At 60.5% G+C, this 21,554-nt stretch carries 19 protein-coding genes; 10 read left to right on the top strand and 9 right to left on the bottom strand.

The window, feature by feature from the left end; all coding sequences use genetic code 11:
* Nucleotides 1-84 precede the first annotated feature (84 nt).
* Nucleotides 85-1,413, top strand: a complete 1,329-nt coding sequence (locus tag AB5Y64_RS15975) for an IS4 family transposase (protein ID WP_053288733.1) — start codon at nucleotides 85-87, stop codon at nucleotides 1,411-1,413.
* A 32-nt stretch (nucleotides 1,414-1,445) separates the two neighbouring features.
* Here AB5Y64_RS15975 and AB5Y64_RS15970 read toward each other — a convergent pair whose 3' ends face one another.
* Nucleotides 1,446-1,928: a MarR family winged helix-turn-helix transcriptional regulator gene (locus tag AB5Y64_RS15970; protein ID WP_010674111.1), complete on the bottom strand. Its 483-nt coding sequence runs from the start codon at nucleotides 1,926-1,928 to the stop codon at nucleotides 1,446-1,448.
* Nucleotides 1,929-2,022: 94 nt separating this feature from the next.
* Here AB5Y64_RS15970 and AB5Y64_RS15965 point away from each other — a divergent pair, with 94 nt between their 5' ends.
* Nucleotides 2,023-2,904 (top strand): DMT family transporter, encoded by an 882-nt coding sequence (locus AB5Y64_RS15965; protein WP_171864867.1) that lies wholly within the window; start codon nucleotides 2,023-2,025, stop codon nucleotides 2,902-2,904.
* A gap of 73 nt (nucleotides 2,905-2,977) precedes the next feature.
* Here AB5Y64_RS15965 and pgm read toward each other — a convergent pair whose 3' ends face one another.
* Together pgm and seqA are read right to left on the bottom strand one after the other, a co-directional pair.
* Nucleotides 2,978-4,627 carry a phosphoglucomutase (alpha-D-glucose-1,6-bisphosphate-dependent) gene (gene pgm, locus AB5Y64_RS15960; RefSeq protein ID WP_010674109.1) on the bottom strand — a complete coding sequence of 550 codons (1,650 nt, stop codon included), beginning with the start codon at nucleotides 4,625-4,627 and terminating at the stop codon, nucleotides 2,978-2,980.
* 53 nt (nucleotides 4,628-4,680) lie between these two features.
* Nucleotides 4,681-5,190: a replication initiation negative regulator SeqA gene (gene seqA / locus AB5Y64_RS15955; RefSeq protein ID WP_010674108.1), complete on the bottom strand. Its 510-nt coding sequence runs from the start codon at nucleotides 5,188-5,190 to the stop codon at nucleotides 4,681-4,683.
* A gap of 290 nt (nucleotides 5,191-5,480) precedes the next feature.
* Between seqA and AB5Y64_RS15950 the strand changes: the two genes are divergently transcribed.
* The 4 genes from AB5Y64_RS15950 to fldA are packed head-to-tail and all read left to right on the top strand — an operon-like array spanning nucleotide 5,481 to nucleotide 7,404.
* Nucleotides 5,481-6,245: an alpha/beta fold hydrolase gene (locus AB5Y64_RS15950; protein ID WP_109112016.1), complete on the top strand. Its 765-nt coding sequence runs from the start codon at nucleotides 5,481-5,483 to the stop codon at nucleotides 6,243-6,245.
* 55 nt (nucleotides 6,246-6,300) lie between these two features.
* Entirely contained in the window at nucleotides 6,301-6,522 is a 222-nt protein-coding gene (locus AB5Y64_RS15945) for a DUF2788 domain-containing protein (protein WP_010674106.1), read from the top strand.
* A gap of 20 nt (nucleotides 6,523-6,542) precedes the next feature.
* The gene (ybfE, locus tag AB5Y64_RS15940; RefSeq protein ID WP_005325670.1) at nucleotides 6,543-6,839 is read left to right on the top strand and encodes a LexA regulated protein; all 297 of its coding nucleotides are present in this window, start codon (nucleotides 6,543-6,545) and stop codon (nucleotides 6,837-6,839) included.
* 40 nt (nucleotides 6,840-6,879) lie between these two features.
* Nucleotides 6,880-7,404 carry a flavodoxin FldA gene (fldA, locus tag AB5Y64_RS15935; protein WP_010674104.1) on the top strand — a complete coding sequence of 175 codons (525 nt, stop codon included), beginning with the start codon at nucleotides 6,880-6,882 and terminating at the stop codon, nucleotides 7,402-7,404.
* A gap of 68 nt (nucleotides 7,405-7,472) precedes the next feature.
* On the opposite strand, the gene AB5Y64_RS15930 is transcribed toward fldA, so the two are convergent.
* On the bottom strand, nucleotides 7,473-7,946 hold the full coding sequence (locus AB5Y64_RS15930) for a DUF4442 domain-containing protein (RefSeq protein ID WP_010674103.1): 474 nt from the start codon (nucleotides 7,944-7,946) through the stop codon (nucleotides 7,473-7,475).
* Nucleotides 7,947-8,177: 231 nt separating this feature from the next.
* Here AB5Y64_RS15930 and fur point away from each other — a divergent pair, with 231 nt between their 5' ends.
* Nucleotides 8,178-8,606: a ferric iron uptake transcriptional regulator gene (gene fur / locus AB5Y64_RS15925; RefSeq protein WP_010674102.1), complete on the top strand. Its 429-nt coding sequence runs from the start codon at nucleotides 8,178-8,180 to the stop codon at nucleotides 8,604-8,606.
* A gap of 99 nt (nucleotides 8,607-8,705) precedes the next feature.
* Here fur and glnS read toward each other — a convergent pair whose 3' ends face one another.
* The 3 genes from glnS to nagE form a co-directional block, all read right to left on the bottom strand.
* Complete coding sequence (gene glnS, locus AB5Y64_RS15920; RefSeq protein WP_201873062.1) at nucleotides 8,706-10,367, bottom strand: glutamine--tRNA ligase; 1,662 nt, start codon at nucleotides 10,365-10,367, stop codon at nucleotides 8,706-8,708.
* 342 nt (nucleotides 10,368-10,709) lie between these two features.
* On the bottom strand, nucleotides 10,710-13,373 hold the full coding sequence (locus AB5Y64_RS15915) for a beta-N-acetylhexosaminidase (RefSeq protein ID WP_201871979.1): 2,664 nt from the start codon (nucleotides 13,371-13,373) through the stop codon (nucleotides 10,710-10,712).
* 122 nt (nucleotides 13,374-13,495) lie between these two features.
* Complete coding sequence (gene nagE, locus AB5Y64_RS15910; protein WP_039039841.1) at nucleotides 13,496-14,950, bottom strand: N-acetylglucosamine-specific PTS transporter subunit IIBC; 1,455 nt, start codon at nucleotides 14,948-14,950, stop codon at nucleotides 13,496-13,498.
* A 272-nt stretch (nucleotides 14,951-15,222) separates the two neighbouring features.
* Here nagE and nagB point away from each other — a divergent pair, with 272 nt between their 5' ends.
* The 3 genes from nagB to AB5Y64_RS15895 are packed head-to-tail and all read left to right on the top strand — an operon-like array spanning nucleotide 15,223 to nucleotide 18,397.
* On the top strand, nucleotides 15,223-16,023 hold the full coding sequence (gene nagB, locus AB5Y64_RS15905; RefSeq protein ID WP_010674098.1) for a glucosamine-6-phosphate deaminase: 801 nt from the start codon (nucleotides 15,223-15,225) through the stop codon (nucleotides 16,021-16,023).
* A gap of 9 nt (nucleotides 16,024-16,032) precedes the next feature.
* Nucleotides 16,033-17,178 carry an N-acetylglucosamine-6-phosphate deacetylase gene (gene nagA / locus AB5Y64_RS15900; protein WP_039039842.1) on the top strand — a complete coding sequence of 382 codons (1,146 nt, stop codon included), beginning with the start codon at nucleotides 16,033-16,035 and terminating at the stop codon, nucleotides 17,176-17,178.
* Nucleotides 17,179-17,182: 4 nt separating this feature from the next.
* Complete coding sequence (locus tag AB5Y64_RS15895) at nucleotides 17,183-18,397, top strand: ROK family protein (protein ID WP_010674096.1); 1,215 nt, start codon at nucleotides 17,183-17,185, stop codon at nucleotides 18,395-18,397.
* A 193-nt stretch (nucleotides 18,398-18,590) separates the two neighbouring features.
* On the opposite strand, the gene AB5Y64_RS15890 is transcribed toward AB5Y64_RS15895, so the two are convergent.
* Entirely contained in the window at nucleotides 18,591-20,216 is a 1,626-nt protein-coding gene (locus AB5Y64_RS15890; RefSeq protein WP_103243440.1) for a phosphoethanolamine transferase, read from the bottom strand.
* Between the two features lie 585 nt (nucleotides 20,217-20,801).
* Nucleotides 20,802-21,542, bottom strand: coding sequence for a YebC/PmpR family DNA-binding transcriptional regulator (locus AB5Y64_RS15885; RefSeq protein WP_010674094.1), 741 nt, complete (start codon nucleotides 21,540-21,542; stop codon nucleotides 20,802-20,804).
* Nucleotides 21,543-21,554 lie beyond the last annotated feature (12 nt).

The following is a 21,554-nucleotide window of genomic DNA, read 5'->3' as shown; positions in this document are numbered from 1 at the left end:
TAATGCCGATCAGTTAAGGATCCATTGACCGATCCTCAGGCTGTGTAAGAATCCGAAACTCCTTGTTGGGTTTCGGATTTTTTTATGCGTATCGACCAAGCTCTCGACTTCATTCACGCCTGTCCTCCCGGAAAGTTTGAGTCCCTGTCTGACCTGCTGTCACCTGAACTGGTGCAGGCTTGCTTGGCCGAGACGGGCTCCGTCTCCTTGCGCCGACGGCGCATGCCCATGGAGCGGGTGCTATGGGCCATTATCGGGATGTCCTTGTTTCGTCATGTCCCTATGGCCCAGCTGGCCAACCAGCTCGATATCCTGTTACCCGGCGACCGGCCGTTTGTCGTCCCCAGCGCCTTCATCCAGGCGCGCCAAAAACTGGCTGACCAAGCCGTTCGACAGGTGTTCCAGCAGACCGCCACACTCTGGCATCAGCAGTGTCAGCACCCCACCTGGGCCGGCTTGCAGCTGCTGGCCGTGGACGGGGTGGTCTGGCGCACGCCCGATACTCCGGACAATGCCGGCGCCTTTGCCAAGTCGAAAACCGTCCAGGGGGAGACGCAATATCCCCAGGTCCGCATGTTGTGTCAGATGGAGCTGACCAGTCATCTGCTGACCCAGACAGTGATGGACTCCTGTGCGGTAAACGAGATGGTGTTGGCAGAGCAACTGATTGAAAAAACACCCGATAATAGCCTGACCCTGTTCGATAAGGGCTTCTACTCACTGGGGTTACTCCATGCCTGGCAACGCCAGGGCGTAGCGCGTCACTGGCTTATTCCGCTGAAAAAGGGGGCTCAATACGAGGTCATCCGCAAGCTGGGGCGGCAGGATGTGCTGGTACGCCTCAGTGCCAGTCCGCAGGCCAAGAAGAAGTGGAGCGAGTTGCCGGAGCAGTTCGAAGCCCGGCTGCTGACCCGGACGGTAAACGGCAAGGAGCGGCAGGTGCTGACCTCGCTCACCGACCCGCTGCGCTTCCCGGCCAGCGAGTTGATGGAGCTATACCAGAATCGCTGGGAAATCGAGCTGGGCTATCGGGAGATGAAACATAGCCTGCAACAGCACCGGCTGACGCTGCGCAGCAAGAAACCCGATGGAGTAAGGCAGGAGCTATGGGGCTTGGTATTGGCCTATAACCTACTGAGATATCAGATGGTTAGGATGGCGGCGAGCTTAAAGGGCTATACGGCCAGCCAGTTGAGCTTTCACATGGCATCGGTGTATCTGCTGCATGAACTCAGTTGCCTGCCGTTTGTGTCACCGGGCATGGTTCCAGGGCGTGTCGCTGAGTTGGACAAACAGGCAGAGCAGTTCAAGTTACCCGCCCGCCGAGAACGAAGTTACCCAAGGTGCATCAAAGCCAAACCACAGAAGTATGCGACGAGAAAACCTAGTAAAAACAATGCCAGTCAGGCTTAACTGACTGGCATTAGCCCGCAGGCCCGTTTTTTTTATTCGTTTTCCAGCAGCCAACGTTTGAGCAGGGCGGCCAGCTGCTCCTGTTCGACCAGGCTCAATGGGGCCAGCAGGCGGCGCTCGTTCGCCACGTGCTGTTCCACCGCATGGTCAACCAGCTCCCGCCCCGGCTCCGTCAGGCAGACCAGCAGGCTGCGCCTGTCATCGGGGGAGGCTTCACGTCTTATCAGGCCACGCTGCTCCAGTTTGTCGAGCCGGGCCGTCATGGCCCCTGAACTCAGCATGGCGGACTGGTAGAGCGCGGTCGGAGTCAGCGGCTCGCCGGCCCGACGCAGGGTCGCCAGGATATCGAAATCAGACCCCAGCAGACCGCACTCCTTGAGGGTCTCGCTCACTTCGCGCCCGGCGATCGCCGCCATGCGCGCCACCCTCCCCAGCACCCCCATAGGGGAGCAGTCGAGGTCCGGGCGCTGCCGGGCCCACTGGGCCAGCAGCTGATCTACATGATCACTCTCCATTCGGGCTCCATTATCTTTACATGAAGATTCTTGATAATAAACCAACTCGCGGCTAATGTATCTTTACTTAAAGATACTTTATTACGAGATAACCATGCCACTGCTGATCGCCCTGCTTGCCCCCCTGCTCTGGGGCAGCACCTATGCCGTCGTCAGTCTCTACCTGACCGACTACTCCCCCTACTGGGTGGCCGTGTGGCGCGCCCTCCCCGCCGGGGTGCTGCTGCTGTTGCTCCATCCCCGCAGACCGCCTCTCGTCTGGAGCAGGCAGTTCCTGCTGGCGTTTTGCAACATCACCGCCTTCTTCGCCCTGCTTTTCGTGGCGGCGTTTCGCCTGCCCGGCGCCGTGGCGGGTACGTTGGGAGCGACGCTGCCCCTCATCCTGATGGGGCTGGCCTGGCTGCAAGACGGTGTCAGACCGACGCTCAAGTGGCTGTTGCTGGGGGTGATGGGGCTCGTCGGGGTGCTCTTGCTGCTCAATCCCTCTGCCAATCTGGATCCCGTCGGCGTGGCGTGCGCCCTGCTCGCCACCCTGCTCATCGGCCAGTCGAGCCGCTGGATGCAACGCTGGCCGGTGGACGATCTGCTGGCCCTGACCGCCTGGCAGCTGCTGCTGGGCGGCCTGATGCTGATCCCGCTGGCCTGGTGGCTGGCCGGCCCCATGCCCCTGCCCCGGGCTGACGCCACTCCCGGGCTTATCTGGCTGGTGATCCTCAATACGGCTCTGGCCTACTGGGCCTGGCTCTGGGGACTCAAACGCCATGGCCCTGAGGTGATGGGGATGCTGGCCCTCACCAATCCCATGGTGGCGGTCTCCTGCGGTGTGCTGATGGTGGGAGAAACCCTGGATGGCCGTCAGTGGCTCGGCATCGGCATCATCCTGCTCTCTCTCTTCCTGATGAAGCTGCCGGCCCGCTCTTTCCTCAAGCGCTGGCAGAACCGCAAGGCCGCCACCGGCAGCATCGACAACGGCTGATCCGCAGTCAACCCGACACAAAAAAAGAGGAGCCACCAGGGCTCCTCTTTCACATGGGTTGTTGCCGTGAGGGTCAAACGCCTGCCTTGGCCAGGGCGGCGGAGACGATCTGCTGGGCTTCCTGCTGGATGAGGTCCAGGTGCGCCTCCCCCTTGAAGCTCTCCATGTAGATCTTGTAGATGGACTCGGTACCGGAGGGGCGCGCCGCGAACCAGCCGTTCTCGGTCACCACTTTCAGGCCGCCGATGGCGGCATCGTTGCCCGGCGCCTTGGTCAGCTTGGCGAGGATGGGCTCGCCAGCCAGGGTGGAGGCTTCCACCAGGGCCGGATCCAGCTTGGAGAGCACCGCCTTCTGGGCGCTGTTGGCCGGGGCATCGATGCGGCGGTAGCTGGAGCGGCCGAATCTGGCTTCGAGCGCATCGTAGTGGGCCTGGGGATCCTTGCCGGTCACCGCCAGGATCTCGGCCGCCAGCAGCGCCAGGATGAAGCCATCCTTGTCGGTGGTCCAGACGGTACCGTCCTTGCGCAGGAAGGAGGCACCCGCGCTCTCCTCGCCGCCAAAGCCGAACTCGCCGCTGTAGAGACCGTCCACGAACCACTTGAAGCCGACCGGCACCTCTTTGAGGGTGCGACCGATCTCGCCGGCTACCCGGTCGATCATGGAAGAGGAGACCAGCGTCTTGCCGACGGCCGCCCCCTTGGGCCAGCCGGTTCTGTGGGTGAACAGATACTGGATCGCCACCGCCAGATAGTGGTTCGGATTCATCAGGCCCGCCTTGGTGACGATGCCGTGACGATCGTAGTCAGGGTCATTGCCAAGGGCGATGTCGAACTTGTCTTTCAGGGCAATCAGGCTCGCCATGGCGAACGGGCTGGAACAGTCCATCCGGATCTTGCCGTCTTTGTCCAGGGTCATGAAGGAGAAGGTCGGGTCGACCTTGTAGTTCACCACCTCGATGTCCAGACCGTAGCGCCTGGCGATGACGTCCCAGTAGGCGACGCCGGAGCCACCCAGCGGATCCACGCCGATCTTGATGCCAGCCTGCTTGATGGCGGCCAGATCCAGCACATTTTCGAGATCATCCACATAAGGGGTGACATAGTCGTGTTCCACCACGAACGGGCTCTTGAGGGCCTCGGCAAACGGCATCCGCTTCACGCCGGCCAGGCCCGCTTCCAGGATCGCGTTGGCGCGGTCTTCCACCCACTTGGTGATCTCGCCTTCGGCAGGACCGCCGTGGGGCGGGTTGTATTTGAAGCCACCGTCTTCCGGCGGGTTGTGGGACGGGGTGATCACGACGCCGTCCGCCTGCGCCACGGGTTTGCCTGCGTTGTGGCGCAGGATGGCATGGGAGATGACCGGGGTCGGCGTGAAGCCGAGGCCGGCCTGAATGCGGGTCTCGACACCGTTGGCCGCCAGCACTTCCACCGCGCTGGCAAAGGCGGATTCAGACAGGGCATGGGTATCCATGCCGACGAACAACGGCCCCGTGATACCGGCCTGCTGGCGGTACTCCACCAGCGCCTGGGTCACCGCCAGAATGTGGGATTCGGTGAAGGCGCTGTGCAGGGCGCTGCCGCGGTGACCGGAGGTGCCAAAGGCGACCCGCTGCTCAGGGCGGCTCATGTCCGGCTTGTTGAGGTAGTAGGCGCTGACCAGACGGGGAATGTTGGTCAGATCGCAAAGACGAGCCGGCTGACCGGCGTGGGAATGCTGTGCCATGGCGTTTTCCTTGAGCTGAGCCTTGCCCGGCAAGGCCTGAAGTCGTTGATGGGTTAAACGGCGCCGCACACCCGAGCCGTCAGATCCTCGTCATAACCCATGCTGTTCATGAGCTGGGCCACCATGTTCTGCTTGCGGCTGGTATTGGTATTGGTGATCACCCAGAACGGGGTCTCCGGTACCGGCTTGGGCTTGGTGGTGCTGCCACTGGCACGCAGCGCTTCCGGGTCACGGGAGAAGTAGACGCGCTTGCGCCCTTTTATCTCGGTCGCCTGGGTGAAGCCTTCCGGGTTGTCCCGATAGAGGGTGCTCAATACCAGCATGAAGCGGTTGATGGACTTCTCTTCTTTCTGCAGCTCGCCGGAATCCAGCAGTGCCTCCAGCCCCATGGCATCGGCCACGGGTTGCGGTTGCATCGCAGGCGCGGCCGCCACGGTTGCCGTGCCGGCCTGGGCGGGTTGCTCCAGCAGGCGACGCAGGATATCGGACGCACTCTCGCCGATGTGCCGGGTCTGGCTCGCGATAAAGAAGTAGAGATCGTCATCAAGCTCGATGGTTTTCATAGGGATGCGCTGGACTCGTCGAAATTCGGATGCGGCGATTATACATAGGCAGACCCGGCAGCCCAAGCAAGGGGCGGACAGATGTGCATGAATCTCCTTGAGAATACGGCATAATGACGGGCCAAGTGTGTGATCCCCCGCACTGATAGCCGATCCCGGGGAGATATTTTTGAAAAAAAACCACAAAAAAATCCCCCACCAGGAATGAAATCCTTTTCTTTCAGTGTGTTAAAAATTATGGCGATAGAGCCCACGACCGATAAGGTGTCATTTTGCAACAATACCCACGATTGAACTTCAAGGAACAGGGCGAAGGCCCGACTATCGTACTGATCCATGGCCTCTTTGGCAGCCTGGACAACCTCGGCCTGCTGGCACGCCCCCTCAGCGAACAATACCGGGTCATCAGCGTCGATCTACGCAATCACGGCGCCTCCTTTCACTCGGACGAGATGAGCTACCCGTCCCAGGCTGAGGACATCCTGGCCCTGCTGGACCATCTTGGACTTGAACAGGTGGCCCTGGTGGGTCACTCCATGGGGGGCAAGGTCGCCATGCAGGTCGCCAAGCAGGCCCCTCACAGGGTCAGCAAGCTGGTAGTGGCGGACATCGCCCCGGTGGCCTATCCCCACGCCCGCCACAAGAACGTGTTTGCCGGGCTCAATGCCACGCTGGCCACGCCCCCCCAGAGCCGCAGCGAGGCGGAAGCCATGCTGGCCGAGTACATCGAGATCGCCGGGGTGCGCCAGTTCCTGCTCAAATCCTTCGCCAAAGGGGAGTCTGGATGGGGGTGGCGTTTCAACGTGCCGGCCCTTGAGCGCAACTACGCCAACATCATGGGCTGGCCTGACGATGAACGCCGCTTCGAAGGCGCGACACTCTTCATCAAGGGGGGCGACTCCGACTATATGCTGCCCGAATACACCGGGGCCGCGATGGCCCAGTTCCCGGCCGCCAAGGCCCGCGTCATCGCCGGCACGGGTCACTGGCTGCACGCGGAAAAGCCGGTTTTGTTCAACAAACTGGTTGTGGATTTCCTGTCGACAGGCGGTTAACAGTTTCAAATCCTTTGTGATATAGTGCGCCCGTCTTAAGGAGTGCGCGCAATCCATGCTGAGTGAACACATCGATCTCATCGAGAGTCTGGGCCTGAAACTGTTCTTCGTGGCCATCTTCCTGCTGATTGGTCTGGCCATTCAGGACGTGCTCAAACGGGGCAATGTGCCCCGCTTCGGCCGCTTCATCGTCTGGCTGGTGCTGTTTCTGGGTTGCGCGGGTTTTGTCGCCAAGGGGCTGATCGAAATGGGCTGGGAAGGCTCAGGGATCGGCTAACTACTTTTCATCTGTGATGTATGGCCAAACAGCAAACTGATCGAACAACACTGGATCTGTTCGCAACTGAGAAGCGCCCCGGCAGGCCAAAGACCAATCCACTCCCCCGCGAGACCCAGCTCAAGATCAACAAGCGCAACCAGCTCAAGCGCGATCGTGAGAACGGGCTGAAACGGGTCGAGTTAAAGGTGGAAGCCGAGTTGCTGGAGCGCCTGAACCAACTTGCGCTGCAACAGAACGTCAGCCGAGCCGAGCTGATCCAATCTATCCTGAAGCAACAGATCGAGTCTGCTCATGCAGCAGGCATCGCAATCTGAACCGTCAAGCATCAACACCAGATACGGGTAACGAAACACTATGGCTAGTGTAGGTCTGTTTTTCGGCAGCGATACCGGTAATACCGAAGCTGTCGCCAAGATGATCCAGAAAGAACTGGGCAAACAACTGATTGAAGTCCGTGACATTGCCAAGAGCAGCAAGGCCGACATCGACAGCTTCGATCTGCTGATGTTCGGCATCCCGACTTGGTACTACGGCGAAGCCCAGGCCGATTGGGACGACTTCTTCCCCGAACTCGAAGAGATCGATTTCAACAACAAGCTGGTGGCCATCTTCGGATGCGGCGATCAGGAAGACTATGCCGAGTACTTCCTCGACGCCATGGGCACCCTGCGTGACATCGTCGAAGCCAAGGGCGCCATCATCATCGGCCACTGGCCGACCGCGAGCTACGAGTTCGAAGCCTCCAAGGCACTGGTGGATGACAAGCACTTCGTGGGCCTGGGCATCGACGAAGATCGCCAGCCGGAGCTGACTGCAGAGCGCGTCAAAGGCTGGTGCAAACAGCTGCACGAAGAGATGTGCCTGGGCGAGCTGGAGTGATCTGATCTCCCTCCCTCTTCATGCAACAAGGGCCCCGACGGGGCCCTTGTTGCATCTGCAGCAGGCATTCAGCCCCCCCTGTGCTGGGGCTTGGATCTGACATAGAGGGTGCGCTTCACCTGGGCCACCAGCTCGCCCTGGCCATCCTGCACCTGCACCTCGAACTCGGGAAAGTGCTTCTCTCCCCCCTCGGTCGCCGCCACGATCGATGCCAGCTTGGCGTCGCTCAGGGTGAACTCCGCCACCAGTTTGCCCTTGCCCGGCTTGATGAAATTGATGCTGCCCGCCTTGTCCCACACGTAGTAGCGGTTCTTGAAATAGCCCATCAGCATCAACGGGTAGATGGGATCCGTCATGGCGAACATGCTGCCACCGAACTGGGTCCGGTTGGCATTCTTGTTCCACCAGCGGGACTTGAGAGTGACCCGGCAGAAGCGGAAATCGGGGCTCAGGGTTTCTATCTTGATGCCTGCGCCCCAGAAGGGGGGCCAGGCGTTGAGGGCGCAGCGCACCCAGGCGGCATTGCCGAAAAGCCAATCCATGGATCTCATCCGACCAGACTATAAAGAAGTCACATAGTATCAACATTCTCTGGTCGAGCAAGCGGGCCTGAATATTCCCATGACGGGCTTGATGAGCTAAAGCCCTTGAATTGCTGGGTTTATTTTTAACTTGGCTACGACCTATAATGACAGGCCAAGCGAGTTCGTGGTTGCCATTACAGCGGCAGTCAATCAGAATAACCACACCTTCGAGAATGCGAATAAATAGAAATGGCAGACAACAACCAAGCGTTAAAAAAGGCCGGGCTCAAGATCACCTTGCCCCGTGTCAAGATCCTGGAAATCCTGCAACAGCCGGACTGCCAGCACACCAGTGCGGAAGATCTGTACAAACGGCTGATCGATCAGGGCGAGGAGATTGGTCTCGCTACCGTTTATCGCGTTCTCAACCAGTTTGATGATGCCGGTATCGTCACCCGTCACCATTTCGAAGGGGGCAAGTCGGTGTTCGAGCTCGCCACCCAGGAGCACCACGACCACCTGGTCTGCCTCGACTGCGGCAAGGTGATCGAGTTCTCCGACGAGGTGATCGAACAGCGCCAGCGCGACATCGCCAAGGCGCACAACATCCGCCTGACCAACCACAGCCTTTACCTGTATGGCCACTGCGCCAACGGTGACTGCAAGCACGACGATTGATTCGGCCGGGTCGGCGCAATAAAAAAGCCAGCATGATGCTGGCTTTTTTGTGTCCGCAATCCGGACCAGAAGCGGCAGGGTTTCCCCTGCCCTCTTCTATTAGACCTCGGCCTTGCCCCAGACGTCACGCAGGGCCACGGTGCGGTTGAACACCAGGCGCTCGGCGCTGGAGAGCTTGTTGTCGGCGCAGAAGTAACCTTCACGCTCGAACTGGTAGGCAAACTCCGGCTTGGCATCCTTCAGGGAAGCTTCCACCCGGGCCCCTTCGATGATCACCAGGGATTCCGGATTCAGAGCCGCTTCGAAGTCATCCTCGGCGCCCGGGTTCGGCACCTTGAACAGACGGTCGTAGAGACGCACTTCGGCCGGCAGGGAGTGAGTGGCGCTGACCCAGTGGATCACCCCTTTCACCTTGCGGCCGTCCGCCGGATCCTTGCCCAGGGTCTCGCGGTCGTAAGAGCAGTAGATGCAGGTGACCTTGCCGTCCGCATCCTTCTCGACCCGTTCGGCCTTGATGACGTAGGCATTGCGCAGGCGCACTTCCTTGCCCAGCACCAGACGCTTGAACTGCTTGTTGGCTTCCTCTTTGAAGTCCGCCTCGTCGATGAAGATTTCGCGGGAGAAATGCAGCTCACGGGTCCCCATCTCCGGCTTGTTCGGGTGCGCTGGCGCCGTCAGCACCTCGTCCGCCGCCAGGTTCTCGATCACCACCTTCACCGGGTGCAGCACGGCCATGGCGCGCGGGGCGTTCTCGTTGAGATCGTCGCGGATGCAGGCTTCCAGCATGCTCATCTCAACGATGTTGTCCTGCTTGGTCACGCCGATGCGCTTGCAGAACTCGCGGATGGAGGCCGGGGTGTAACCACGGCGGCGCAGACCGGAGACGGTCAGCATGCGCGGATCATCCCAGCCGTTCACGTGCCCCTCGGTCACCAGCAGGTTCAGCTTGCGCTTGGACATGACGGTGTATTCGAGGTTCAGACGGGAGAACTCGTACTGACGGGGGTGACAGTCGATGCTGATGTTGTCCAGCACCCAGTCATACAGGCGACGGTTGTCCTGGAACTCCAGGGTACACAGGGAGTGGGTGATCCCCTCCAGGGCATCCGAGATGCAGTGGGTGAAGTCATACATCGGGTAGATGCACCACTCGTCACCGGTCTGGTGGTGGTGGGCAAACTTGATGCGATAGATGACGGGATCGCGCATCACCATGAAGGGGGATGCCATGTCGATCTTGGCGCGCAGGCAGGCGGAGCCTTCGGCCATCTCACCGTTCTTCATCTTGGCGAACAGGGCAAGGTTCTCTTCCACGCTGCGATCGCGGAACGGGCTGTTCTTGCCAGGGGCGGTCAGGGTACCGCGGTATTCGCGCATCTGCTCCGGGGAGAGCTCGTCCACATAGGCCAGTCCCTTCTCGATGAGCTCGATGGCGTAGCCGTGCAGCTTGTGGAAATAGTCGGAGGAGTAGCAGATCTCGCCGCTCCACTGGAAGCCCAGCCACTGGACGTCCTGCTTGATGGACTCCACGAACTCGATGTCTTCCTTCGCCGGGTTGGTGTCATCGAAACGCAGGTTGCACTGACCCTGATAGTCGCGGGCGATGCCGAAGTTCAGGCAGATGGATTTGGCGTGGCCGATATGGAGATAACCGTTCGGCTCCGGCGGGAAACGGGTATGCACGCTGCTGTGCTTACCGCTGGCCAGATCTTCATCAATGATCTGACGAATAAAGTTAGTTGGGCTGTTCGCCTGACTCATGGCTCACCTCAAAAATGCGTCACTGGCGGACGTTGTGCCGGCTGGCACCCTCATACCCCCGCCGTCAAGCCGGGTATGATCCCTCATTACGCGCCCTGCCTCAACCTGAATTTGGCCAATTCGGGTCATTGGCGCACCAAAAACGGCGAAACGGGAGAAATTGCAGAGATCCTGGTCAAAAAAAGCCCCGCACGGGGCGGGGTCTCAAGTGATGAAAAACAGACAAAACACACACAACAAAGGTTCACACGCAGAGTCAACCTTTCCCAAACCCGATGGCCATCGCCCTTGGGAAAGGCGGGTCTTGCGACCCACCTTGCGTTATGGATTGAAGGCTAGCTATCAGTTCAGCTCGGTGACGCGGCTGGTGCGCTTGCCATCGAAGCTGGTGGTACGCAGGTAGACCTTGCCGTTGACGCTCGGCTTGGCGGCTGCGTCGTAGGCAGTCCAGGTAGTGCCGTCCAGGCTGTACTGGATGGGCAGACCCGGCAGATCCACGTTCGCTTCCAGCACACCGTTCACCACCTTGGCACCCGGTACGGAGAGGCGATATTCCACCCCGGCCTGATCCAGTTTGGGCAGCACGCGCTGACCCAGCACGTTGGCAAACTGGTTCCACTCCTTGTTCAGGGTGGCCTTGTTGACATGCTTGGTGGTGCCGGAGAACTCGCGACCCTTCACGTAATCGAGCTCGAAGCCGCCCTTGTGCCAGGCGCGTTCGGCCACGGAGAAGATGCGCGGATAGACCATGTACTCGTACTGGGCATCGGTGCGCACGGTTTCACTCCATTGCTGACCGGAGATCCCCTTGAACTTGACCGGATCCTGGTCACCCTTGGCCACGAAGGCGTTGCCGTCGCGGTCAACCGAGGTCTCGGCGTTCTGCGGCAGGTTTTCCGGGGCGAAGGCGAACACCTTGCGGGTGTCGTTGAAGCGGGTTGCCCAGTAGTAGCCGCGCTCGGCCGGGTGTACCTCGTTCGGGAAGTCGAAGTAGAGGTAATCCGGGTTGGAGAGCACCACGTCATAGCCCTTGTGCGCCCACTTCATCGCCTCGTTGAAACCACCCCAGTAGAGGGTTTCCCAGAAGTTGACCCGGGTCTTGTCGGTGGAGAATACGCTGGCATCCGTGGCGTACTTCAGGCCATCTTCCCACGCCTGCAGGGTGGAGAAGCCGTGGCCCTTGACCATCTCGCTCACTTCCTTGGCAAAGTAGACCGGCAGCTCGGCCACGTCCTTGATCTTGCCATCGTCGATCATCTTCTGGCACATGGGGGACTTGCCGAACGGCTTGTCCTGCTTGCTGGAGTCGACGTTGCCCTTCCAGGCCACCAGATCTTCTTTCTTGGTGACGGCCGGATCCTGGTAACCACCGCCCTGCATGATGTTCTTCGCCTCGTCACCACCGTAGTGCCAGGCGGTCAGCGGCTGGCCGGCGGCCTGGTGCATCTGGGCCACTTCATCCATCACCTTGGCAACGAAGGTGGCGGCACCCGGCTGGCAGGGGTTGATGAAGGACATCTTGTCGTAGAACTGCACCGAGGTGACGTTGGAGGTATCGGCCGGGTCAGTCAGACGGAACTGGTTGGCCTCGGCTTCTTTGCCCTCGCTCATCAGACGCTTGTAGCGCGCCTCCATGGAGACCACGGCGGCACGGGCGTGGGCCGGCATGTTGATCTCGGGGATCACGGTCACACCGCGGGCCTTGGCATAGCGTACCAGGTCGATGTAGTCCGCCTTGCTGTAGAAACCGGAGCCCTGGTTGTCGCTGGTGGGGCCGGAGCCAAGCTGCGGCATCAGGCACTTGGTTTCGGACTCGTCATGGCAACGCTGGCTGCCGACGTCGGTCAGCTCTGGCAGGCCCGGGATCTCCAGACGCCAGCCTTCATCATTGGTCAGCCCAAGGTGCAGCACGTTGAGCTTCATGGCGGACATCTGGTCCACCAGCTTCTTCATGGTCTCGGGGCTTCGGAAGTGACGGGCCACGTCGGTCTGCATGCCACGGTATTCAAAGCGCGGCGCATCCTCGACGCTCATCTGGCTCACCAGCTTGTCGTCAACCCCCAGCAGAGAGATCAGAGACTGGGCGCCCCAGAAGGCGCCGTCAACGTCGTGCCCCTGAATGACGGTGCCCTTCTTGCCGATGGTCATGTCGTAGCCTTCGGCCTGCTTGAGCTTGCTGCCGAGCTTGATGGTGACCGGGTAGCCGGTGTCGGAGAGGGTAACACCCAGCTTGGTCAGTTGCGCCTTCAGGGCCTCGGTGCGATCGCTCGGCAGGTCAAGGGCATTGAGCTTGATGGTGGAGAAGTCGATTTGCGGGCCGGCCTTGACCACCTGCTTCATCGGGCTTGGCAGGATGCGGTCGTCAATCTTGCCGGCAGGCAGCAGGGTGCTGGTCTGGTTCGCGGCGAAACGGGTCTCGCTGTTCATCAGGATGTTGTTGTCATCCTTGGTGCGCTTCCAGCCATCGGCAGGCATCGGCTTCTCGTAGGTGCTGGCATCGTCGATGTTGCTCATGCTGGCCAGCACTTTCGGCTCGGCCCCTTCACTGGCGACATACCAGTTCGGCATGATGTCAGATTCGAACAATACCCAGTATTCCACCACCAGGGGCACCTCGACCGTGGCGTCCTTGGCAAAGCCCTGGAACTTCTCGGTCGGCGTCAAACGATAGAGGTCGCCGGTCAGGTGGGTGATGGTGAACTGGTCGTTGTCCACCCGCTGGATGCGGCGGATGGAGGAGACATAGATGCTCCAGTCCTTGGAGGTGACGTCGGCACCGGTATTGGTCAGGTGCAGCTTGGCAACGCCGCAGCTCGCCCACTCGGAGCCCAGCGCCTGGCAATCAAGACCGGCGCCGGCACCGTCATTGGTGACGACTTCGTACTTGACGACGAGGTTGCTGGCGAGGGCGTCGACCACCGCTTGCCTGGCAGCATCGGCTGCAAGTGCGGGACCGGCGAAAACGGTAGACATGGCAATGGCTAACAGAGAATGTTTCAAGTTCATAACTGCTGCTCTCATTTGAAGTAAAGGTTGGATTTTCTTGGCTTTTTTTATATGGGGCCCCGAGGCGGGGCCCTTAGTTATGTCAACAATGGACTTAGACTTGAGGTGAGCGAGTCGCTCGATTAACGCAGGGCTTTCATCTCACCGGCGATGATCTCGGCCAATGGGCCCAGAATCACCTGCAGGTTCTGCTCACCGAGCTTGACCACACCGGCCGCGCCCAGAGCTTTGAGCTTGCGCTCATCGACGATGCTGCGGTCTTTCAGGGTCAGACGCAGACGGGTGATGCAGGCATCGATGGTCACCAGGTTCTCCTGACCACCCAGCACTTCCAGATACTGCTTGGCCAGCTCGGTGCGGTCGGTGGTTTGAGCCTGTACCGGCACGGCTTCGTCATCTTCACGACCCGGGGTTTTCAGGTTGAACTTGGCGATCACCGCGCGGAAGACCACGTAGTAGAGGCCGAAGAAGACCAGACCCTGTACCAGCAGCATGTACCACTGGGTCGCCAGCGGGTTGCGGCTGGAGAGCACCATATCCACCAGACCGGCGCTGAAGCCGAAACCGGCGATCCAGTGCATGGAGGCTGCGATGAACACAGAGATACCGGTCAGCAGGGCGTGGATGACGTACAGTACCGGCGCCACGAACATGAAGGAGAACTCGAGCGGCTCGGTCACCCCGGTGAAGAAGGCGGCAAAGGCGGCAGCGATCATGATGGACGCAACCTTCTCTTTGTTCTCTTTCTTCGCGCTGTGGTAGATGGCCAGTGCGGCACCCGGCAGACCGAACATCATGATGGGGAAGAAGCCGGCCTGGTACATGCCTGTCACGCCCACGACAGCCTTGCCGGCGTCGATGGAGGACTGGCCACCCAGGAAGTTCGGGATGTCGTTGATGCCGGCCACGTCGAACCAGAACACGGAGTTCAGGGCGTGGTGCAGACCAACCGGGATCAGCAGACGGTTGAAGAAGGCATAGATGCCGGCACCGGTGGAGCCCATGCTGACGATGGATTCACCGAAGCTCACCAGGCCACCGTAGATGACCGGCCAGACGGCCATCAGGATGAAGGAGACGACGATCATCACCACGGAGGTCACGATCGGCACCAGACGACGACCGGAGAAGAAGGCCAGCGCCTTGTGCAGCTCCACGCTGCTGAAACGGTTGTAGAGCTCGGCGGCGATGACACCACACAGGATGCCGACGAACTGGTTGCTGATCTTGGCAAAGGCTGCCGGCACCTGGTCGGCCGGGATACCCTTGATCTGGGCCACGGCGCCCGGGCTCAGCAGAGTGGTGACCACCAGGAAGCCGACCAGACCGGCCAGCGCGGCGGAACCGTCTTTATCCTTGGACATGCCGTAAGCGACGCCGACGGCGAACAGAATGGGCATACTGTCGATGATGGCGGCGCCCGCCTTGATCAGAAACGCAGCCAGAGGGCTTCCGCCACCCCAACCGTTCGGGTCAATCCAGTAGCCAATCCCCATCAGGATCGCGGCGGCAGGCAATACCGCTACCGGCACCATCAGGGCACGGCCGATCTTTTGTAAATAACCGAGAATGTTCACGGTTCCTCTCCTTAGTTGGTGTTTTTCTAGAAATTAAGTGCTTATCACGTTCGACGCATAAGCCATCAAGGCTTGATTGGCAGTCTATGTGTTTTATTTCGCTGCGCAAATTAATAAACCAGCTTTCGTGATCATTATCACTCAACAGAGATAAAGGTAGCCGATAGATGTGGCTTAGTTCGCAATCTTTATTTACGCTATAAAACAACTTGAATCCGTGTCTGGTCCCTTGCCGTCACTCCCTGTGCGGCAACCGTACTGAGGTATATAGAATGCGCCTGATCCCGTTGAAGTCTGCCAGCCAGGTGGGTCTCTGGTCTGCCCGTTACATCGTTGACCGCATCAATGCGTTCAAACCCACTGCCGAGCGCCCCTTCGTGCTGGGTCTGCCCACTGGCGGCACCCCGCTCAACACCTACAAGCGCCTGATTGAGCTGCATAAAGCCGGCGAGGTGAGCTTCCAGAACGTGGTCACCTTCAACATGGACGAGTATGTGGGGCTGCCCAAGGAACATCCGGAGAGCTACCACAGCTTCATGCACAACAACTTCTTCAATCACGTTGACATTCGCCCGGAAAACATCAACATCCTCAATGGCAACGCCGAGGATCTGGTGGCCGAGTGCCAGCGTTACGAAGACAAGATCAAGTCCTACGGCAAGATCCACCTGTTCATGGGCGGCGTCGGCAATGACGGCCACATCGCCTTCAACGAACCGGCCTCTTCCCTGGCTTCCCGTACCCGGGTCAAGACCCTGACCGAAGACACCCGCATCGCCAACTCCCGCTTCTTTGGCGGCGACATGGAGCAGGTGCCCAAGCTGGCCCTGACCGTGGGTGTCGGCACCCTGATGGACGCCGAAGAGATCCTGATCCTGGTGGTCGGTCACGCCAAGGCCCAGGCCCTGCAGGCCACCGTGGAGGGCAGCGTCAACCACATGTGGACCATCTCCACCCTGCAACTGCATCCGAAAGGGATTGTGGTGTGCGACGAACCTTCCACCATGGAGTTGAAGGTCAAGACGGTGCGCTACTTCCAGCAACTGGAAGCCGACAACATCAAGCACCTCTGAGGAGCTCCCATGTACGCTCTGACTAATTGCACTCTCTACACCGGCAGCTGCGTGCTGACCGGTTATGGCGTGGTCATCGATGGCGACAAGATTGTCGCCATCTCCCGCCAGGCAGAACTGCCAGCCGGCATCGAGCAGATTGACCTCCAGGGCGCCAACCTCAGCGCCGGCTTCATCGACGTCCAGCTCAACGGCTGCGGTGGCGTCATGTTCAACGGTCACATCACCACGGACACCCTGGCCACCATGCAGGCGGCCAACCTGAAATCCGGGACCACCAGCTTCCTGCCGACCCTGATCACCAGCCCGGATGCGGACATGAAGCAGGCCGTCGCCGTCACCCGCGACTACATGGCCGCCCACCCCAACGAGGTGCTTGGCGTCCATCTGGAAGGGCCCTACACCAACCTCAAGCGCAAGGGGATCCACCCGGCCGAACAGATCCGCCAGCCCGCCGACGAGATGATCGACTTCTTCTGCGACAACGCGGACGCCATCGCCAAGATCACCCTGGCACCCGAGCGCAACAAGCCCGAACACATCCGCCGTCTGGTGGAAGCCGGCATCCTGGTCTCCGCCGGCCACACCGCCGCCAACTACGACCAGGCCATGGCGGGCTTTGACAACGGCATGCGCTTTGCCACCCACCTCTACAACGCCATGACTCCGACCCTGAACGGTCGCGAGCCCGGCGTGGTCGGTGCCATCTACGATCGCAAGGATGTCTATGCGGGCATCATCGTCGACGGCCACCACGTACACTGGGCCAACGTGCGCCTGGCGCACAGGATGCTGGGGGAGCGGCTGGTGCTGGTCACCGATGCCACCGCGGCGGCAGGTGCACCGGAAGGCTTTGAGAAATTTGATTTTTGCGGCGCAACCGTCTATTTCCGCGATGGTCAGTGCGTCGATGAGAATGGTACACTCGGCGGCTCCGCCCTCACCATGATCGAAGGGGTGGAAAATCTGGTCAAACAGGTCGGATTGCCGCTCGACGAAGCACTGAGAATGGCCACCCTTTACCCCGCTCGCGCCATTGGATGGGACTCGCGTCTCGGTAGTATCCAGGTCGGAAAAATTGCCAACCTCACCGTCTTTGATCAGGCCTTCGCGGTCTGCGGGACCGTGGTTAACGGACACTACACAACACAGTGACACTATGACTGGCGGACAAATAGCAAACGTAGATCTTATCAAGCAGGTAAACAGTGCGGTCGTCTATCGCCTCATTGACCTGCAGGGGCCCATCTCGCGGGTCAAAATTGCCGAGTTGAGTCAGCTGGCCCCGGCCAGCGTGACCAAGATAACCCGGCAACTGATCGAGCACGGTCTCATCAGGGAAACCTCGCCGCAAGCCTCCACTGGCGGGCGCCGCGCCATCTCCCTGACCACCATCAAGCATCGCTTCCAGTTTGTGTCCGCCAAGCTGGGTCGCGGCTACCTGCAGCTCTCCCTGTATGACCTCGACGGCAAGGAGCTCGATCAGCACATCACCCAGGTGACCGAGATCGAGCAGCAACCCGTGGTGGACATGCTGCTGCGGGAGATTGGCGCCTTCATCGACGCCAATCAGGATCGCAGCCGCAACCTCATCAGCATCGCGCTGACCATGCCGGGTCTGGTCAACCCCGAATCCGGCATGGTCATCTACACCCCCACCTACCAGATCCGCAACCTGGGGCTCGCCAAGCTCCTGGAGCACCACTTCAACCTCCCCTGCTACGTGGGCAACGACACCCGTTCGCTGGCGCTGGCCGAACACTTCTTCGGCGAGTCCCGCGACTGCATGGACTCCATCCTGGTGAGTGTCCACCAGGGGACGGGCTCTGGCATCATCACCAAGGGCAAGGTGTTTCTCGGCCAGAACCGCAACGTCGGCGAAATAGGCCACATCCAGGTCGAACCCCTTGGCAAGCGCTGCCACTGCGGCAACTTCGGCTGCCTCGAGACCATCGCCTCCAACGAGGCCATCGTCGACAAGGTGAAGGAGCTCATCAGCCGGGGTCACCTGAGTTCGCTGCAAGAGAAGCACATCACCATCCAGGAGGTGTGCAAGGCGGCGGTGGCCGGTGACGAGCTGGCCCGCAGCGTGATCGAGAACGTGGGGGAGCACCTGGGGCGCGCCATCGCCATCACGGTCAACCTGTTCAACCCCCAGAAGGTGCTCATCGCCGGTGAAATCACCGCCGCCGAAGAGATCCTGATCCCGGCCATCCGCCGCTGTGTCGAGCACCAGTCTCTGCCAAGTTTCCATCGCGGCCTGCCCATCGTGAAGGCGCGCTTCCAGAACCAGCCCACCATCGGCGGCTTCGCCCTGGTCAAGCGCTCCCTGCTGGAAGGGGATCTGTTGCAGATCATCATGGAGCAAAAGTAAGGCCTACCCCTTCGGATACGAAAACGGCAGCCGGTGGCTGCCGTTTTTTTATGGTCTGTTTTCGCCGGTTCACCCCGCCCGGCACGGTTTGAAGAGATCCAGCTTGCCGTCATACACCTGGGTCTGCACGTCCATGATGCCGAGCATGGTGCGGGGCAACAGGTCGTCGTGCCGCTCAACCGCTCGGGCCCATTTACCCCGCCCGGCACGGTTTGAACAGATCCAGCTTGCCGTCATAGACCTGGGTCTGCACATCCATGATGCCGAGCATGGAGTGGAACAGGTTGTCGTGGGAGAAGCGCTTGCTGGCTGCCTCCTGTTGCAGGCAATCCAGATTGAGCTGACGGTCCGCCTGCAACTGGGGAGAGAACCAGGTCAGGAACGGCACCCGGGTCTGATCGTCCGGTGCGAACTTGTAGGGGGTGCCGTGCAGATAGAGCCCCATGGCGCCGAGGGATTCGCCGTGATCCGACAGATAGACCAGCCCCACGTTGTACTGGCTCTCCAGGCTCTTGAGCTTGTCGATGAGCTGGGCCAGCACCTTGTCGGTGTAGCGGATGGTGTTGTCATAGGTGTTCACCAGCTCTTCGTTGCTGCAGTTCTCGATGTCGCTGCGCGGGCAGTCCGGCAGGAAGACACGATCGGCGGCCGGGTAGCGGCGATAGTAGGTCGGACCGTGGCTGCCCATCAGGTGGAAGGCCACCAGCTTGCTGCCCTGCTTGCCCTGCATGTCGGCGATCTGCTGATCCAGCCCCTGCAACAGCACCTCGTCATGACAGGCATTGCCGGAGCAGTATGCGGGGAATGCCTTGGGCTCAATCTCGATGGTGGGGACGTTTTTGCACACCCCCTTGCAGCCGCCGTCGTTTTCCTTCCAGAGCACCGAGATCCCGGCATGTTGCAGCACGTCCAGCAAGCCATCCTGGGACTGGGCCCTGGCCTCGTCATAGCCACGCCGGGTCATGTTCGAGAACATGCAGGGCACGGAGAGCGCAGTGGCGGTGCCGCAGGAGCGCACGTTCCTGAACGAGACGACATTGGCCTCCTTCTCGGTGAAGCCGTTGGTCTCCTTCTTGTAGCCGTTGAGGGAGTAGTTCTGGCTGCGGGCCGTCTCCCCCACCACCAGGAACATCAGGGTCGGCTTCTCATGCTGGCCGATCACCCTGGCATCGGTGCCGATCTGCTGGTAGGGAATGGGAGTGGCGAAGACCACATCCCGGGCGTACTTGTAGAGCCCGTGCACATAGTTGGCGGGCACTATCTCCTTGCCGAGGGACTTGTTGTTGCGCCCGACCGAGGCGTAATCCTGGTAATAGAGGGCGGCAGCCCCCATCAGAAACAGCAAGGAGAGGGCGATGGAACCGAGGCGCAGACCCAGCCCCTTGTACCAGGGACGGGGATACTCAATCTTCACCCACAACAGAACCAGCACCGGCAGCAGGCCGGTCAGCAGGAACCAGAGCACCACGGAGCCGTTGAGGTAGGAGCCCGCCTCCCCGCTGTTGGTCTCGATGATGTTCTGCATCATGCCCATGTCGAAGATCACCCCGTACTTGAGCATGGCGTAGCTGACCAGGGAGCCGGTCAGGATGAGCAAGGCGAAAAAGGGCTTGAGCAGATAACGGAAGGTAAAGGGCAGGAACACCGCGTTGAGGGCCGCCACCAGTACCAGGGGAATGGAGAGGACAAACCCCGCCTTGACGTGTTCAAGGGCGCTGAGAATGCGATAAAAGTGCAGGAAAATGGGCCAGTTGAAGACCAGTGCAAACAGCAGCACCAGCAACAGATTGACCTTCATCACTCCCAGAGTGAGACGCATAGAGAGACTCCGACAAACCAGTGGAACTAACAACCTGCCAGCAGGCTTCGTGGTGACCATCCCGGCGCTCGGCCCTGGAAAAACAGGACAAGAGCCAGGGAGGTCCAGATACGGGGTCATCCTAGGACGGCAAACTTAAGCGAACATTAAGAGAGGAAATCGAACCACAAGGGGAGGTGCTCGGTCTGGCAACATAAAAAACGGCAGCCCGGGCTGCCGTTTTTGCGAAGGTGAACAAGGTGTCGCACCTGTGTGTTCGCGAACCTGAACAGGGTCACGAGAGACAATGACAGGGTCGCGGCAATCTCGTCGGAGCCGGGGAAGAGGACCGTTGTGGTCGCCCTCCCCTTGCCCTGGGGGATCACAGGGTCGCGGCGATCTCATCGGAGCCAGGGAAGAGGACCGTTGTGGTCGCCCTCCCCTTTGCCCTGAGGGATCACAGGGTCGCGGCAATCTCGTCGGAGCAGGGGGAGAGGACCGTTGTGATCGCCCTCCCCTTTGCTCTGGGGGATCACAGGGTCGCGGCAATCTCGTCGGAGCCGGGGAAGAGGACCGTTGTGGTCGCCCTCCCCTTGCCCTGGGGGATCACAGGGTCGCGGCGATCTCGTCGGAGATGGAGCCGTTGTGGTACACCTCCTGCACGTCGTCCAGATCTTCCAGCATGTCGATGAGGCGCATCAGCTTGGGCGCGGTCTCGGCATCCAGTTCCGCCTCGGTGGAGGGGATCATGGTCACTTCGGCGCTCTCGGGCTTGAAGCCGGCGGCTTCCAGACCGTCCAGCACGGTGCCGAAGTCGTTCGGGGTGGTGTAGACCTCGATGGTGCCATCTTCTTCGGTCACCACGTCGTCGGCACCGGCTTCCAGCGCGGCGTCCATCAGAGCGTCTTCATCGGCGCCCACGAAGGTCAGCACCCCCTTCTTGGTGAACAGATAGGCCACGGAGCCGTCGGTCCCCAGGTTGCCGCCGCACTTGCTGAAGGCGTGACGCACTTCGGCCACGGTACGGTTGCGGTTGTCGGTCAGGCACTCCACCATGACGGCGGAACCGGCCGGGCCGTACCCTTCGTACACGATGGTCTCGAGCTGCTCGCCGTCACCGCCGCCGGCCCCACGGGCGATGGCGCGGTTGATGGTGTCGCGGGTCATGTTGCTGGTCAGGGCTGCCGCCACCGCTGCACGCAGGCGGGGGTTGTTGGCAGGATCGGCATCACCCAGACGCGCGGAGGTGGTGATTTCGCGGATCAGCTTGGTGAAGATCTTGCCGCGCTTGGCGTCTTGCGCCGCCTTGCGGTGTTTGATGTTGGCCCATTTACTGTGACCTGCCATAGGGACTCTCCG

This window comes from Aeromonas sp. R5-1 (assembly GCF_040908265.1).
Classification (GTDB): domain Bacteria; phylum Pseudomonadota; class Gammaproteobacteria; order Enterobacterales; family Aeromonadaceae; genus Aeromonas; species Aeromonas caviae.
Note: the sequence above shows the minus strand (reverse complement) of the source record. Positions and strands in the feature narration are given on the sequence as shown.